Consider the following 14,691-nt stretch of genomic DNA (forward strand, 5'->3'; position numbering starts at 1 on the left):
GAGTCCGCTGGGCAGGTCGACGGCGATGACGACGGCGGATGCCGACAGCAGCGCGGTCACCGCGTCGCGGCCCTGCCCGCGCAGGGCACCGTGCGCGCCGATGCCGAGGATGCCGTCGACGATCACGTCGTAGGCGGAAGGATCGAGTTCGTCGAGACGGATGCTGCGCGCGCCGGCATCCATCGCCGCCTGCAGCGCCTCTGTGTGCACCCGGTCGGAGGTGCGCAGGATGTCGACGGGAACCCCGCGTGCGGCGATGTCGGCAGCGGCGAACAGCGCGTCGCCGCCGTTGTCGCCCGGGCCGGCGAGCACCAGCACCCGTTCGGGGCTCTGCTCAGCGATCACCTCGGCGAGGGCGGCAGCTGCACGGCGCATGAGCGGGACACCGGCCGCGAGCAGCGGCGCCTCCGCCGCGCGCACCTGCGCGGCGGTGAAGGTGGGGACGGTCGGGGCCATGTCGTCACCCCGCCGTACCGTCGACCTGCGACTCAAGCTCTCTCAGCCGCCGCAGCTTCGCCCACGGGTAGAAGGCGATCCACATGATCGAAGCGATCGAACCGCCCATGATCATCGATGCGATATCCATGACCGCGACTGTACGCGTGGTCCACCAGAGGCATCGTAAGACTTCACAGGCGATCTCACCTCCAGCACCAGCTACTGCGCCATCGTCGCCGCTCTGTCGATCCCGCCACTCTCGTAGACTCGCTCGCAGGTCTAGGCGAAGGAGCATGGGGTGGAGAAGGAACTCAAGACGCCGGAACGGGCGCGAGCCGCACTAGAGATCCTCGCCGAAAGGGCGCCAGGCGGAGACTACCTCTCTGTATCGGACATCTGGGAAGAAGCTCGCGCTCGTGTGCCGCTGTCCCCCTTCGAAACCGAGCTGAACACGAAGAACAAGCCTCGCGGAGAAACGAACTGGCGCTTTGCGAGTTCGGAGTTCGTCGAATCCGGCTGGCTGCAGAAGAACCCATCACTGGCGGGCGAATGGTCGATCACGCCGAAGGGGCTCGCGGCCCTCGGCGAATACGCGGGCGGAGAGCTCTATCGGGAAGCACAGCGCATCGCCGCTGGTTCCCGAGACCGACGACGCAACGAGATCGAACGAGCCCTCCCGGGGCGGTGGGTGAGCGACGATAACAATCAGCGTCGGCTCCTCGCGGCTGCGGAGCTGATCGTGGATGAAGGCTTGCGCAAAGGTCTCTCTGCGTTCGCACCGGGTCGCGAGCTGTGGACCCCTCAGAACATCGCTGCACTGCACGCGCTCTGGGCGGATGCACGGAAAGAAGAGGGCAAGGGGTTCACCGCTAACCTCGAGACGCAGTTTGCGGAAGCCTCCGATGACCTGAAGCTGCTCATGGCAGAGGTCCTCGCTTTCCAGCTGCTGCCGATCGCCAGAGTGATGGGCCATGCAAAGAAGCGCGAGCGCATTGAATCAGTGCTGCAGCTCATGCAGCACCCTGTCGAAATCCCGCGTGTGTTCGATACCGCCTTCGCCGGTGGCGCCTTCAACCCTGGGATAGGGATGCAGTCGCACATCAACCACGCGATCACCGTCATCCTCGACGTGCTACTGGCGTGGTCCCGACTGAGCGAGGACGATCAACAGCTTGCCCTGGAGGACCCGCGCCGGTGGCGCGAGCTTGTTTTCGTGAAGGATCGCGGCTTCCCCACGCAGCGCTATGCGCTGCTGTACCTCGTGCACCCCGGCTTCTTTGGCCCTATCGTCTCGCCCGAGCATCGTGAGCTGGTCCGGAAAGCCTTCATTGGAGAGATCGGCGGACAGTTCTCTGATGACGCCGACGCCGACCTGCAGGCAATCGTGATCGCCCTGCAGGTCAAAGAGGGAAAGCCGATCGACCTATACGATCCGGCCTTCGAGGCGCGTTGGAAGCAGACGCCCGCTCCGACCGTCGACCCACAGGCACCTGATTCTCTTCTCGACGACAGCGAGGCGGAACTGATCGAACCTCGAGGCTTCGCAGTCGGTGACGTGGACGTCGTGGATCTCGCAGCGGCCACGCACCTCGACAAGGCATGGCTGACCAAGCTTGCCTCGGCGCTTCATCGTCGTGGCCAGGTCATTCTGTATGGACCTCCGGGCACGGGAAAGACGTACCTGGCGCGCGCGCTCGCTGAACGGCTTGCGAAGCCGGGCAGCGTGATCAAGCGCACTCAATTCCATCCGTCCTACACGTACGAGGACTTCTTCGCGGGCTACCGCCCGGTGACCGATGCCGGCGGTCAGCTCTCGTTTTCGCTTACGCGCGGTCCGTTGCGCGAGATCGCGGATGAGGCGCGGAAGAATCCTGATGTCCCCCATGTGCTGATGATCGATGAGATCAATCGCGCGAACTTGAGCAAGGTCTTCGGCGAGCTGTACTACCTCTTGGAGTACCGCGACGATGCGATCGATGTGATGTATGCCGGATCCGGGGACGACGGCGGCAAGTCGTTCAGCCTTCCTGCCAACGTTCTGCTCATCGGCACGATGAACACCGCAGATCGTTCGATCGCTCTACTCGACTCCGCGATGCGTCGACGGTTCTCGTTCTTCGAGCTGCATCCCGATGTCGCTCCGGTCGCCGGCATCCTCGGCAGATGGGCGTTGCAGCACCCGCAGTCCCTGCCCATCGCAGAGTTGTTCGATGCGCTCAACGCAAGCATTCGCGACCGTGAAGACCGCATCGGCCCGAGTCACCTGCTGCGCCGCGAGGACCTCACCATGGAAGACCTGCATGCGGTGTGGGAGGAGAGCATCCTGCCGCTGCTTGAGGAGAGACACATGGGCACAGGTGTGAACGTGCACGTGAAGTATGGTTTGACGGCTTTGCTCGGATCCGTCGCGTCGGCGTCGGACACGTCACACCTGCCGTGAACGACTCCGCTGTCGCCTACCGAACGGTGACGATCGCCGAGAAGGGCGAGTCGATCGTCGCGCTCAGCGCCTCGCAGGCTGTGCGACTGCAGGAGATGAGGTTCTGCCGGGTCCTGCCGACATCGGACGAGGGGATCTGGCGCGTCACCGATGTCAGTCGTGTCGGCGTAGTGGGGCTCGACGGTCTGCGGCTCATCATTCAGCCCAAGACGCCATTGCGGAGCCTGATCTTCATGGCGTCGTACGGGGGGAGTCAGATCGCGGTCGACAACCACGCATTCACGTTCGAAGCCGACAGCGACCTGCCGACGGCACTGGCCGCGTCGTTGCTCCATGCGATCGGCTTAGCGACCCGCCGCGGGCTTCTCAAAGGCTACGTCGCCGCCGCCGAGACGAGCACTGTGGTTCGCGGCCGCTGGGATGTCTCACGACAGCTCAAGATCCGTCCCGGTATCCCGTCGCCTGTCGAGTTAACCCTCGATGACTACACGGAAGATGTGCCCGAGAATCGTATTCTGAGGGCTGCCCTCAGCGCCCTGTCACGTCGGGAGCGGCTCCCCGAACGATTGCTGAAGGAGCTCAGTGCGGCGCTCGTCATGTTCGGGGACGTCTCAGATCTGCGGGTGAATGGTCCGCTCACGATGCCGCCTCTATCCCGCTTGAACGCCCACTACCAGCCCGCCCTCCGATTGGCGCGCTGGGTTATCGAAGCGACTTCGTGGGCGCGCCAGGCGGGCACGACCGCTGGGTCGGCCTTTCTCATGAACATGGCCCATGTCTTCGAGAATTTCGTCGGCACGGTGCTGCGGGAATCCCTCGCCTCTGATGGGTTCGATGTCGAGTTGCAGGCCTCGGGCTGGAACTTGGATGTCGACGGTCGAGTGCGGATGCGTCCGGACATCGTCATCTCTCGCCGTGGACAGGTCATCACGGTCGGCGACACCAAGTACAAGGTGTGGGGGCCTGGCAGCGGTTCGCCGCCGAACGCCGATGTCTACCAGGCGCTCGCGTACGCCGTGACGGCTCGCGTTCCCGAAGCACATCTGCTGTACGTGTCAGGTGACGTCGAACCGCAGCGCTACCTCATTGCCGCGACAGGGACGACCGTGGTCGCTCACGCGATCTCTCTTGATGGGACACCGGAGGAGCTCGTCGAACGCGTGCAGGAGGTGAGCGCTGAATTGTTGGGTACTCGGGGAACAGGCAGCGGGATGATCGCCGCGGACGCCGGCAGGAGTCGACGCTCCCGCGGCACAAGTGTCCGCACCGTCTGATGCCTTCCATATAGGTTCACGAGTTGCAGCTTTCGGTACCTGGCCGGCTGCACGGCAACCCTGCTCCGTCGAGCGGGGTGCCCCAAGGGAGGAACCGGCCCGGCGCGACCGCGTGCGGGCAAGTCGATGGGACCTCGTTCTCCTGCTCCAGCAGCCGGATCCGTTTGCGCGCCTCCCGCAATTCGGTTGCCTCAGTCCGGGACTGGCTGGGCTTGGCGCCCTCGTCGACATCAGCGCGACGCAACCACTTCTGCAACGTCATCGGGTGGACCCCGAAGTCTTTCTCGATCTGCTCGATTGTCACGCCGGGCTCGCGGCCTCGGGCAACGCGAACCACATCGTCACGAAACTCGCTCGGGTAGGGCATGGGCACAGCAACATCCTTCCAGGCCCCACGGGCAAGCCAGATCAGATGTCACCTACTCATGCAGCAGTCCCCTGCTCGCGTACGAAGGCTATGTTCGGCCAAGCCACGGCCGAACCACACGCGGCTCACTGATCTCTCGCGGGTGTGCCGGACACAGCGGATCGCGGTCCCGCGCGTCGCAACACCCTGCAGGTCGATCTCGCGATGGCTCTGCAGGAAGGCAAACGGCCGCAGCATTCAATCGCCTCGAACCGACCCCGACATTCCCACTAAGCAGTCCTGATACACCTTCGCGGTGCTGACGAGCGCCTCACACTCGAACAAATCGCACTCTCTATCCGCTCGGTCGTCTTCACCTTCGGATGGGCAGCAACGAATTCACGACACCGAAAGATCGCCGATCGTGTTCACCCAGCGTGAATCGACACGCTGAATGGGTGCGAGCCGATCAGCGAACGACTTGTGCCGGTCCAAGTCGCGGGTCCGAGCAAACCGAAACTCCCAATGTCCGGTCGCTGAGAAAAGACACGCCGCGACTGCGTCGAAGGCGTCGACGCGATAGAGCCTGGAGGCTGGGTCGGCCTTCGACGCTCGAGTCTTTTGAACTTCCACCCGGTACGTCCCGTCCGCGAAAGACTTTGGGCTGACATTCTTGCACTCGACTCGAAGCGATCGCCCATCCACAAGCTCGACATCGAAATCGTGAAAGGCATCAACATCCAGCCGCTCCGAGCGGTGAACATCAACACAGGCATCAAGCTGTTGTTCGAGGTGGTACTCGGCTACTCCGCCTCTCACCGCGACCGCTAGCCTGTTACGCCCTCCAATAATGTCCAGGATCTGCTCACTGTTGAGCGCAAATTGCTCCTCCAGTACGTGCCTTCCCGTTGCGGGTGAATTTTTACCTTCCTCCACGATTGCCTGGGCTGCTATGAACCGAAGCGGCGGGTCGAGCCTCAGCGCGGTCGCGCGACGCTCTAGGCGCGCATAGTCGATGAGATGTGGCGGAGTGAACGCGACCATAGTTTCGAGGTTCAACGGTGAGCGGGCGTCCGCGCGCTTAGTTCCCGGACGGTTCCTCTTCTCCCAGACGTGCCACCCGGTCGCTTTCGTTGACTCCACATCTGCCCGCTTGAGATAGAACGAGATCCCCATGGGCAGCGGATCCCAGAGGTTGGCATCGAGACCCACCGCAACCTCGGCGAGTGGATCGATGCCCAAGATCATCGTGACGTCGACGCCCGCTACGTCACGGCTGACCGCATGTTCGCGCAGCCAGCTCTTCTCCGATCCATATCGCAGCTGCCCACGCACCTCGTCAGGTGGCCTATTTGCAGTCGCGATGTCAGTGATCCTGAACGGGTAGACGAGCATGCCGATGCGTTCATCGGACGCGAGTTGAACGCCCAGGTACACAGGCGCACGACTCGCGTCGCTCGCGTACAGGACTCGTCCGCCCGACGCCTCTACGGCATTGACCAGGAAATCGTGGAGATCGGCGCGGTTCTGCGCGCGATAGACCTCGCCGAACGACCGCCCTGCGATCAGTTCTTTTGCCACCTTGTTTCCTCAACGGTGAACGGACAGCTCCCCAGAGACCCGTATGTCGGTGGCCTCGGCCAGACTCCTCTCGACGATACTAGTTACTGGGCGCGGCTGGCCGTAGCCAGCGAGCACTTACCGAACTGAGGTACCTGATGGGTGAACAACTTCCAGTCATAAGCCTGTTCTCGGGCGCAGGTGGGCTGGACCTCGCCGTCGAACGCGCCGATGCAGATCTGCTCGCGCCCGCGGACGAAGGCAGTGGCCTTCTCAGAGTGGCTGTCGCCACCGACTACGACGACCAGGCGTTGGATACGCTCCGAGACAATTTCGACCGCGCGGCTACGCTCTCGGGCGACATCCGCACTATAGCTACAGACCAGATTCTGGGGACTGCTGGCCTGCGGCCGTCCGAGCCTGTCCTTGTAGTGGGGGGCCCGCCTTGCACGCCCTTTAGCAAGTCCGGTTTCTGGCTCGAACAGAAGCGAGAGAGTCGCGATCCGAACGCGTCACTTCTCGACGAGTACGTGCGCGTCGTCCGTGAGTCTCGCCCAGAAGCATTCGTCCTCGAAAACGTCCAAGGCCTTACGTACAGCACCCACAAACACCAGTTTGAGCGTCTCCTCAGATCGCTGGGAGAACTCGGGTACAACCCGCAATGGAAGGTCCTGCTTGCGGCTGACTACGGAGTCCCGCAGTTGCGTCGGCGGGTCTTCGTCGTGGGACGACGAGACGGCCAGCGGTTCGAGTTTCCTGAACCAACACACTCGGGTCGGAGCGAACGAGACCGCACGATCGACACCACAAAGATTCCGCATGTAACGGCTGGTGAGGCATTTCGGGGCCTCCCGGCAAGCTTGCGCGTAACCGAGGACGAGATCGTTGACGGCCGGTACGGGGAACTCGCCGCGGAAGTTCCCCCGGGACAAAACTACCTGTGGCATACCGACCGCTACGGCGGCCGAAACGAATTCGAGTGGCGCAGCCGCTATTGGACGTTCCTGCTTCGCCTAGACCCCGCGCGACCGTCCACGACGTTGCAAGCGCAGCCCGGGCCATGGGTGGGGCCATTCCATTGGGAGAACATCCGCACGAACGATGGACTGGAGCGAGCACGTAGGCTGCGGGTTTCCGAGATGCTTCGACTGATGTCCTTCCCGGATAACTTCCGCATCGCTGGCAGCCGTGCCGACGTGCAACGCCAGTTGGGAAACGCCGTGCCTCTAGAACTCGGCAAGGCCGTTATCAAGGCGCTCATGACTCAGCTTGGCTATGTCAATGAGCACGCGCCGGTTCTGATCGCGTCCGGCTGAAAACATCCGTGTAGTCCTCACGTTGTCCTCTGAGAACCGACGGCCACTCGCCCCTGCTGCTACGTTCTCCTCATGCCGTCCCCCGCAACGCTGCAGGCCCTTCGCGAATTCGCCGTCGAACGTGACTGGGAGCAGTTCCACTCCCCTGAGAACCTCGCAAAGTCGATCTCGATCGAGGCGGCCGAGCTGCTCGAGCTGTTCCAGTGGGGGCAGACGCCCGATCAGACTCGCGTAGAAGAAGAGCTCGCCGACGTGCTCACCTACTGCTTCCAGATGGCCGCGAGGATCGGCGTCGACATCGATGAGATCGTGCTGAGCAAACTCGAGAAGACACGCGCGAAGTATCCGGTCGAGCTGTCGAAGGGCCGCATCACCAAGTACACCGACCTGCGGCCATGACCGAGTTCAGCATCGAGCGGCTCCCCTTCGAACGGCAGCATGTTGACGCGTGGGGACGCAGCGACGCGCAGCACACCGACTGGCCGGTCGTCTACGTGCTCGACAGCTCGGGCCGCAGCAAGAAGCTCTATGTCGGCGAGACGGTGAACGCGGCATCCCGCATGCGGCAACACCTCGCCAGCTCGAAGAAGAACGAGGGCCTCGAGTCGATCCGCGTCGTCATCGGCGAGCGCTTCAACAAGTCCGTCTGCCTCGACCTCGAATCGCATCTGATCCGCTGGTTCCACGGTGACGGTCAGTACAGCATCCTGAACGGCAACGACGGACTCAGCGATGCGCGCTACTACGACCGCGACATCTACCGCGAGTCATTCCGCGATGTCTTCGAGGCGCTGCGCGCCGAAGGTCTGTTCAGCCGCAGCATCCCGCAGATCGAGAACAGCGACCTCTTCAAGCTCTCGCCCTTCAAGGCGCTCACCGACGATCAGGCCATCGCGATCGAAGACATCGTCGAGGGCCTGCTGGACGATCTGCAGCATCCGGATATCCAGTCAACACTCGTCGTGCAAGGCGACCCCGGCACCGGCAAGACGATCATCGCGATCTTCCTGATGAAGCTTCTCGCCGACATCCGCGACTACCAGGACCACGACGACGTTCAGCCCGACTCGATGTTCGCCGAGTTCTTCACGACCGACAATCGAGAGCTGCTGCGCGATCTGAAGATGGCGCTCGTGATCCCGCAGCAGTCACTGCGCCAGTCCGTGCGGCAGGTGTTCAACAAGACGCCGAAGCTCGACCCGGCGATGGTGCTCACGCCGTTTCAGATCGGGGAATCGGATGCCCTCTTCGACCTGATCCTGGTCGACGAGACGCATCGGCTGAACCAGCGCGCGAATCAGGCTTCGGGTGTCCAGAACAAGAAGTTCCGCGAGATCAACGAGAAGCTGTTCGGCTGGGACGATCCGACGCGCACCCAGCTCGACTGGATCAAGGAGCGCAGCCGCCACCAGTTGCTGCTCGTCGATGGAGCGCAGAGTGTTCGGCCGCACGACCTCGCGCCGGCGACTCTCGAACAGGAGCTTCGGGATGCCAAGGACTCGCACCGCCACTTCCGGCTGACCACGCAGATGCGGGTGCGCGCCGGTGCGGACTACGTCGAGTACATCCGTGCGCTTCTTCGCGACGAGCATGCGGAAAGGCCGGACCTCGGGGACTACGACCTGCGCTTGTTCGACGACCTCGGCGAGATGCGTCGCGCGATACGAGCTCGCGACCGCGAGATCGGGCTGTCACGCATCGTCGCCGGATATGCGTGGGACTGGGTGTCGCGCCGCGATCCCTCGGCGTTCGACATCGAGATCGACGGCGAGCGGATGCGCTGGAACAGTACCGACAAGGACTGGATCAACGCTCCCGAGTCGCTGGAGGAGGTCGGCTCGATCCACACCGTGCAGGGGTACGACCTGAACTACGCCGGCGTGATCATCGGGCCGGATCTGCGTGTTGGTTCGGACGGGGCGATCGTCGCTGATCGCGAGGCATACCGCGACAAGAAGGGCAAAGAGAACACCGGGCATCTCAAGGACGCCTTCGGCGACGACGATCTACTCGTGTTCATCCGGAACATCTACGGGGTTCTGCTCACTCGTGGGATGCTCGGCACGTATGTGTATGTGTGTGACGCAGGATTGCGGGAGCGGCTTCAAGGCTGGCTCGAGTAAGGGTTCTCGGCCACTGCTTCTTATGCCAGAGTGTCGCCATGTGGGACACGTTCCTTCCCGATCTGTTGATCGCGTTCATCGGCGCCATCTTCACCGTGGCCATCGCGTACGCCACGTACAAGTTGAATGCGGCCCAAGAAGAAGCGAGAGCGCTCAATTCCTTGATCGCTGAACTGCATCGTCGACGTGCACTCAGACCTAGCGACGAGCAGCCCATCCGAGGGGCGGCCAGCTCAGACGACTATGACCGTGTGAATCAAAGCGTTCTCAGCATGCGCTCCGAGATTCGGGCAGCGCGAGACCGGGTCGGGCAACGGGAGTCTATTCAGCTTCCGCTGTCGGAGATGAGACGCGCCTGCAACACATACCTCAGGCGCAGTGCTGCGCAGCCGGAGCTATACGCGCGATTTGTCGGCGACCTTCGCAGAGAACTCGACCGTCAGGTCGAAAAACTCGCGGCTGCGAGGAAAGGCGTGAATCACCTCGTTCCGGGCGAGGGCGCCGGGTACTGATTTGCGTTGCCGTCATTTCCGATACTCGCCCGATCCCATGTTCGTGCGGGCCAGCGTCCTGGTGTCACGCCTCACCACGCGCTGCTCAGCGACGAAGCGCACCACAGTCCCAACCACCGCAATCACCAGCGCCACGACAACCGGCAGCACCTCCACCCCGAGCGCCATCGGGAATGCGGGGGTCGCGCTCGCCTGCGAGAAACCACATTCCGCGTGAGGCATCACGGCACCACGCATGTCCCATGCCGAATGTGGTTTCTCACGGTCGCGACGCAGTCAGCGCATGCGTGAAAGCTGCCACGGCGGCAGCACACCACTCGGCCCGCGCACGACCGTGCGCTGCGCGCCGAGCCCGGTGATGCTCGCCTCCATCACGTCACCGTCACGCAGGAACCGCTTCCAATGCGAGCCGTTGCCCGCCGGCGATCCCGTGATCAGCAGGTCGCCCGGTCGCAGAATCGCCACCGACGACGCGTACGAGATGAGGCTCGGGATGTCGAAGAGCAGATCATCCGTCGTCGCATCCTGCATGACCTCACCGTTCAGCGTCAGACGGATTCCCAACGCCGTCGGATCCGCCACGAAACGGGCGGGAACGAGGTAGGGACCTGTCGGGAAGAACGTCGGCTGATTCTTAGCGCGGAACCAATCCGTGCCGATCAGCGCCATGTCGTTGCGTGGCACGAGCGTCCGCGACGTGATGTCGTTCACGATCGTGTACCCGGCCACGTAGTCGAATGCGTCTTCGGGAGCCACCCTGTGTGCGGTGCGGCCGATCACCACGCCGAGCTCGAGCTCCCAGTCGACCTGCTCACCGACATCCGGAAGCTGCACGTCGTCGTAGGCGCCCGACACCGCCGATGGGATGCCGGTCCACACGTACGGGTCGCCGGACCGCCGACGCTCATCGTTCTCGACCGCCGCCTCGGCCCAGAGCTCGCCGTCCGTCGCGTCGGAGCGCCCCAGACGATGCGCGACGCTCATCTGCAGAATGTGCTCGCGATAGTTCGCCCCGGCGGCGAGGATCGGCCCCACCGGCTGCACCGGGGGGAGAGTGCGCACTGCGTCGAGCGGGCGACCCTCGAGACCGGCGAGCGCAGCCGCATCCGCCGCCACGGCGGCGATCACGTCGAGGGCGGCATCCCACTCAGCGAACAGGTCACCGGTCTGGCGGATGCCGGGCAGCACCGCCCTGACGTCGTAGACGCGATCCGCGACGACGAACCCCGGGAACGCGCCGCCGTCGGCCTCGAACGTGCCGAACGCGAAGCCATCGCTCACCTGGTCAGTGGGCGCAGTCGTCATGGGAAGTCCTTCCTTCAGAGATGGGCGACAGTGCCCACACACTCCACCATCGACGGGGAGCGCTCCTCAGAGGAAGGCGCTTTCGGTCATGACGATCATCGGATTTCGCGATGACCCGACCCGTGCCTGGCCCCGCGTCACCTGACCGTCACGCGGCGGCGAGACCCTCCAGCGCCAGATCGAACGACGCACGCATCGACGCCGCGTCGAACGATCCCTCCTGAAACAGGAGTCGGAAATAGATCGGCGCATAGATCCGCTCGGCCAGCTCATCCGCCGTCCGATCGCCGCGCATCGCGCCTTCCTCGATCGCACGTTCGATCAGCACCTTGACCGCCTCGCGACGCGGCCGCCAGAAGTGTTTCTTGAACTCCTCGAGGGTGGCAGGGTCGTACTGGCATTCGGCGATCAGCTGCGCCATGAGCCGGCCCTCGTACCCCGCATACACGGCGGCGAGCGATGTCAGGTGCTCGCGCAGCGCGTCGATCGCCGGAAGGTCGTCGCGCACCGGGGTCGCGAGAATGTGGTTCTCGAGGAAGGTGTCGATGATCACCGCGGCCTTGTTCGGCCACCAGCGGTAGATCGTCGTCTTGCTCACCCCGGCCTCGCGCGCGATCCGTTCGATGGACAGCTGCTGGATCGACATCGATTCCGGTTCGCGCTCATCGAGCAGCTTCATGATGGACTGCAGGATCGCCTGCCGGCTGTGCTCACTCCGGATCGCCATGGACCGGCCCCTTTCAGAGAAGACTCATCCGATACGATACGTCCACTTGATTCCTTCTCCGTCAGCGACGGCCCGGTTGGGCAGCCTTCTCTCGCGCGAACTCGGCGTACTCCGCGAGCAGGCCCGCATCGTCGACACTCCCCAGGTCTGCGACGTCCGCAAGGGCGGCGCCCTGCAGCAGACGCTTCACGGGCACCTCGAGCTTCTTTCCCGTGCGCGTGTGGGGGATGCCGCGCATGACGATGATCTCGTCGGGCAGATACCGGGGCGAGAGCTGCTTGCGGATCGCCGCGACGACGGCATCCTTGACCGCCTGCTCATCAGCGCCCGCGCGCAGCGTGAGGAACAACGGCATGTAATAGCCCTCGTCACCGATCTCGGCTCCGATGACCATCGCCTCGGCGACCTCGGGCAGCGCCTCGACCACCGCATAGATGTCGGCAGACCCGAGCCGGATGCCGTTGCGATTGAGCGTGGAGTCGGAGCGCCCGAGAATGCGGATGCCGCGTTCGGAGAACTCGATGAAGTCACCGTGTCGCCAGACGCCCGGGTAGTGGTCGAAGTAGCTGGCGCGATATCGCGCACCGTCGTCATCGCCCCACAGCCGCAGCGGCATGGACGGAATCGACTCGGTGACGACCAGCTCGCCCGTACCGGTCGCCGGCCGACCTTCGGCATCCCACGACTCGACCTTCACCCCCAGCGCGGGCGCCTGGATGTATCCCACTCGCACTGGCTCGGTGGGCGCGCCGCCGACGAAGCATCCGACGATGTCGGTGCCGCCGCTCATCGAGACGAGCCACACATCGCCGACGCCGCGATACACCCAGCGGAAGCCGTCGGACGACAGCGGCGAGCCTGTCACCTGGATCTCGCGCAGTGCCGACAGATCGTGATCGCGCCCGGGCGACAGACCCTCCTTCGCGCACGCATGCACGAATCCCGCGCCGACGCCGATGACCGCGGCACGCGTCTGCGCCGCGACCTGCCACACTCGATCGATCGACGGGAAGGTGGGGTTGCCGTCCACGAGGACGGCGACCGCCCCCGCCCCGATGGCACTCGCGAGCGTGTTCCAGACGACCCAGCTGGTCGAGGCCACTCCGAAGTAACGATCGCCCTCACGCACGTCGCCGCCCAGGATCAGGAGCTTGAGCTCCTCGAGCAGCGCGCCGCCGTGACCATGCACGATGCCCTTCGGGATGCCGGTGGTGCCCGACGAGAACAGCACCCAGAGCGGGTCGCTGAACTCGACCTCGAGGTACACCGGCTCGACGCCGTCACGCACCACGTCAGCCCACATCGCACCCGGCGCGCCCACATCGGGGATCGGGACGGTGGGTGCGCTCTCGCCGACCCACACCACCTGCTCGAGGGTCGGAAGTCCTGCCACGACCTCGGCGATCTCGCCGCCGCGGTCGCGGTCGACCCCGCCGAGACGGTAGCCGGGCGCCGCGATCAGCACCTTCGGCTCGAGCTGCGCGAACCGAGACACGATTGCTCCCGAACCGAACTCCGGCGAGCAGACGGCCCAGACCGCGCCGATCGACGCGGTCGCGAGCAGGCCGATCACCGCTGCGGGGATGTTCGGCAGCACCGCCACCACTCGATCGCCAGGGCCGACGCCGAGCGAGCGCAGGTGCGCGGCGAGCGCGCCGACGCGCCCGCGGAGCTCGTCGAACGAGATCTCCTCGGTCGAGCCGTCTTCTGCGACGGCGATCAGCGCCTGCCCGTCTCGTCCGTCGAGCAGGTGCCGAGCGAAGTTCAGGGTGCGCCCGGGGAACCAGCGTGTGTCGGGCATCGGTCGCCCATCGCACACCTCCCCGGCGGATCCGCCCATCCGCACCCCGGCGAAGTCGGCGAACTCCGACCAGAACAACTCCGGCTGCGAGACGCTCCACTCCCACAGTGCCCGGTATCCCTCGCCGACGGCGATGCCGCGGCCACGCAGGAACGCGGCGAACCGCTCGGTGCCGCTGCGCTCTGCCTCAGACGGATCAGGGCGCCAGATGATCTCGCCCTCCGCGGCGGACGGGTCGACGATCACGCCGGTTCCACCGCTTTCGCCTCCGTGCGCGCCAGGGCGATCTCGCTCGGAGCGATCGGGTCGGTGCCGACCAGCACGAACAGCATCCGTGCCGTGCGGTCGGTGCGGTTCGACCAGGCGTGCGCGGTCGCACGCTGCACGGCGACGTCTCCAGCGCGCATGGTGACCTCGCCCTCGTCGACGAGCAGCGTGATCTCGCCTTCGAGCACGACGGCGTAGTCGATCGACTCCGTCCGGTGGAACCAGAAGTGCTTGCCGGCGCTGTGCTCCTCACCGGCCTCGCGCTCCTCGTGCGCCCCGATCTCGTCGAACACGGCGTCGCCGGCGTTCTTCGGGTACACGGCATCCGGCGGGAAGTCCGCGATGCGCACGACCGTCTCGCCCACCGCGGGAAAGTCGATCTGAGCGCCGGCAGGCGCCGGGTCGACGTCGGTCACGTGATCGACCGCACCGGCGGGGGTGAACCAGGCGACGGTCGCCCCGAATCCCGGGATGCTGTCGGAGCTGAAACTGTTCGGCGCATCGGCATCGTCGAACAGGATCACCGCGCGACCCTGATCATCGTGGCCGGTGACGACCCGGCGGACGGGCTTGCGCGCCACG

Annotated in this window: 14 protein-coding genes, 1 pseudogene and 1 riboswitch; of the genes and pseudogenes, 6 read left to right on the forward strand and 9 right to left on the reverse strand. The window is 64.6% G+C overall.

Features of this window, described 5'->3' with window-relative positions:
- Window positions 1-456: NAD(P)H-hydrate epimerase (locus BFN01_RS04680; RefSeq protein WP_305728265.1), on the reverse strand; the 456-nt coding region annotated here is incomplete at its 3' end.
- 4 nt (window positions 457-460) lie between these two features.
- Window positions 461-586 (reverse strand): hypothetical protein, encoded by a 126-nt coding sequence (locus BFN01_RS15745; RefSeq protein WP_256221027.1) that lies wholly within the window; start codon window positions 584-586, stop codon window positions 461-463.
- Window positions 587-736: 150 nt separating this feature from the next.
- On the opposite strand from BFN01_RS15745, the gene BFN01_RS04685 reads away from it, so the two are divergent.
- Both BFN01_RS04685 and BFN01_RS04690 read left to right on the forward strand, forming a co-directional pair.
- Window positions 737-2,878, forward strand: coding sequence for an AAA family ATPase (locus BFN01_RS04685; RefSeq protein ID WP_143187154.1), 2,142 nt, complete (start codon window positions 737-739; stop codon window positions 2,876-2,878).
- Between the two features lie 26 nt (window positions 2,879-2,904).
- Complete coding sequence (locus BFN01_RS04690; protein WP_143187155.1) at window positions 2,905-4,152, forward strand: McrC family protein; 1,248 nt, start codon at window positions 2,905-2,907, stop codon at window positions 4,150-4,152.
- A 14-nt stretch (window positions 4,153-4,166) separates the two neighbouring features.
- A riboswitch (SAM riboswitch) is annotated at window positions 4,167-4,283 on the forward strand.
- A gap of 17 nt (window positions 4,284-4,300) precedes the next feature.
- Here BFN01_RS04690 and BFN01_RS15995 read toward each other — a convergent pair.
- A pseudogene (locus tag BFN01_RS15995) lies at window positions 4,301-4,519 on the reverse strand (transposase); the annotation flags it as partial.
- 378 nt (window positions 4,520-4,897) lie between these two features.
- A complete protein-coding gene (locus tag BFN01_RS15410) occupies window positions 4,898-6,079 on the reverse strand; it encodes a hypothetical protein (RefSeq protein ID WP_071642110.1) in 1,182 nt (393 codons plus the stop codon).
- A 137-nt stretch (window positions 6,080-6,216) separates the two neighbouring features.
- Between BFN01_RS15410 and BFN01_RS04705 the strand changes: the two genes are divergently transcribed.
- From BFN01_RS04705 to BFN01_RS04720, 4 genes are all read left to right on the forward strand, one after another.
- Window positions 6,217-7,374, forward strand: a complete 1,158-nt coding sequence (locus BFN01_RS04705) for a DNA cytosine methyltransferase (RefSeq protein WP_071642112.1) — start codon at window positions 6,217-6,219, stop codon at window positions 7,372-7,374.
- A 72-nt stretch (window positions 7,375-7,446) separates the two neighbouring features.
- The gene (locus BFN01_RS04710) at window positions 7,447-7,773 is read left to right on the forward strand and encodes a nucleotide pyrophosphohydrolase (RefSeq protein WP_071642114.1); all 327 of its coding nucleotides are present in this window, start codon (window positions 7,447-7,449) and stop codon (window positions 7,771-7,773) included.
- A complete protein-coding gene (locus BFN01_RS04715; RefSeq protein ID WP_071642116.1) occupies window positions 7,770-9,497 on the forward strand; it encodes a DUF2075 domain-containing protein in 1,728 nt (575 codons plus the stop codon). Before BFN01_RS04710 ends, BFN01_RS04715 begins: the two co-directional genes overlap by 4 nt.
- A gap of 38 nt (window positions 9,498-9,535) precedes the next feature.
- Window positions 9,536-10,009, forward strand: coding sequence for a hypothetical protein (locus BFN01_RS04720; protein ID WP_071642118.1), 474 nt, complete (start codon window positions 9,536-9,538; stop codon window positions 10,007-10,009).
- A 12-nt stretch (window positions 10,010-10,021) separates the two neighbouring features.
- Here the strand turns inward: BFN01_RS04720 and BFN01_RS15415 are convergent, their stop codons facing one another.
- The 5 genes from BFN01_RS15415 to BFN01_RS04745 form a co-directional block, all read right to left on the reverse strand.
- Window positions 10,022-10,177: a hypothetical protein gene (locus BFN01_RS15415; RefSeq protein ID WP_177243804.1), complete on the reverse strand. Its 156-nt coding sequence runs from the start codon at window positions 10,175-10,177 to the stop codon at window positions 10,022-10,024.
- Window positions 10,178-10,285: 108 nt separating this feature from the next.
- Complete coding sequence (locus BFN01_RS04730) at window positions 10,286-11,314, reverse strand: fumarylacetoacetate hydrolase family protein (protein WP_071642121.1); 1,029 nt, start codon at window positions 11,312-11,314, stop codon at window positions 10,286-10,288.
- Between the two features lie 148 nt (window positions 11,315-11,462).
- Complete coding sequence (locus BFN01_RS04735) at window positions 11,463-12,041, reverse strand: TetR/AcrR family transcriptional regulator (RefSeq protein ID WP_071642122.1); 579 nt, start codon at window positions 12,039-12,041, stop codon at window positions 11,463-11,465.
- A gap of 61 nt (window positions 12,042-12,102) precedes the next feature.
- Window positions 12,103-14,088, reverse strand: a complete 1,986-nt coding sequence (locus BFN01_RS04740) for an acetoacetate--CoA ligase (protein WP_218161798.1) — start codon at window positions 14,086-14,088, stop codon at window positions 12,103-12,105.
- Window positions 14,085-14,690 carry a cupin domain-containing protein gene (locus BFN01_RS04745; protein WP_218161799.1) on the reverse strand — a complete coding sequence of 202 codons (606 nt, stop codon included), beginning with the start codon at window positions 14,688-14,690 and terminating at the stop codon, window positions 14,085-14,087. Before BFN01_RS04745 ends, BFN01_RS04740 begins: the two co-directional genes overlap by 4 nt.
- Window position 14,691 lies beyond the last annotated feature (1 nt).

It is taken from the genome of Microbacterium sp. AR7-10, assembly GCF_001878835.1.
Classification (GTDB): Bacteria; Actinomycetota; Actinomycetes; order Actinomycetales; family Microbacteriaceae; genus Microbacterium; species Microbacterium commune.